We start from the raw sequence: 261 nt of genomic DNA, 5'->3' as shown, positions 1-261 counted from the left end.
ATCACCACCAACCTCAGCTTCGGGGAATGGTCCAGTGTCTTTGGGGATGCCAAGATGACCACTGCGCTGCTCGACCGCCTTACCCATCACTGCCACATTGTGGAGACCGGAAACGATAGCTATCGTTTCAAGCACAGCACCACCCAACCAAAAAAGGAGAAACGCACCGCAAAACAGCCCGCACAAAGCGACACCTAACAGCTTTTGGGGTGGGTCAATTTTCGATGCAAATCGTGGGTCAGGATTCGGTGCAAATCAACA

Annotated in this window: 1 protein-coding gene; it reads left to right on the top strand. The window is 52.5% G+C overall.

All coding sequences use genetic code 11. The features are described 5' to 3' along the window. Nucleotides 1–198: ATP-binding protein (locus WD006_RS29335; protein ID WP_425648370.1), on the top strand; the 198-nt coding region annotated here is incomplete at its 5' end. Between the last annotated feature and the right edge of the window lie 63 nt (nucleotides 199–261).

It is taken from the genome of Cupriavidus sp. Met-2 (assembly GCF_049843575.1).
In the GTDB taxonomy this organism is placed as follows: domain Bacteria; phylum Pseudomonadota; class Gammaproteobacteria; order Burkholderiales; family Burkholderiaceae; genus Cupriavidus; species Cupriavidus metallidurans.
Note: the sequence above shows the minus strand (reverse complement) of the source record. Positions and strands in the feature narration are given on the sequence as shown.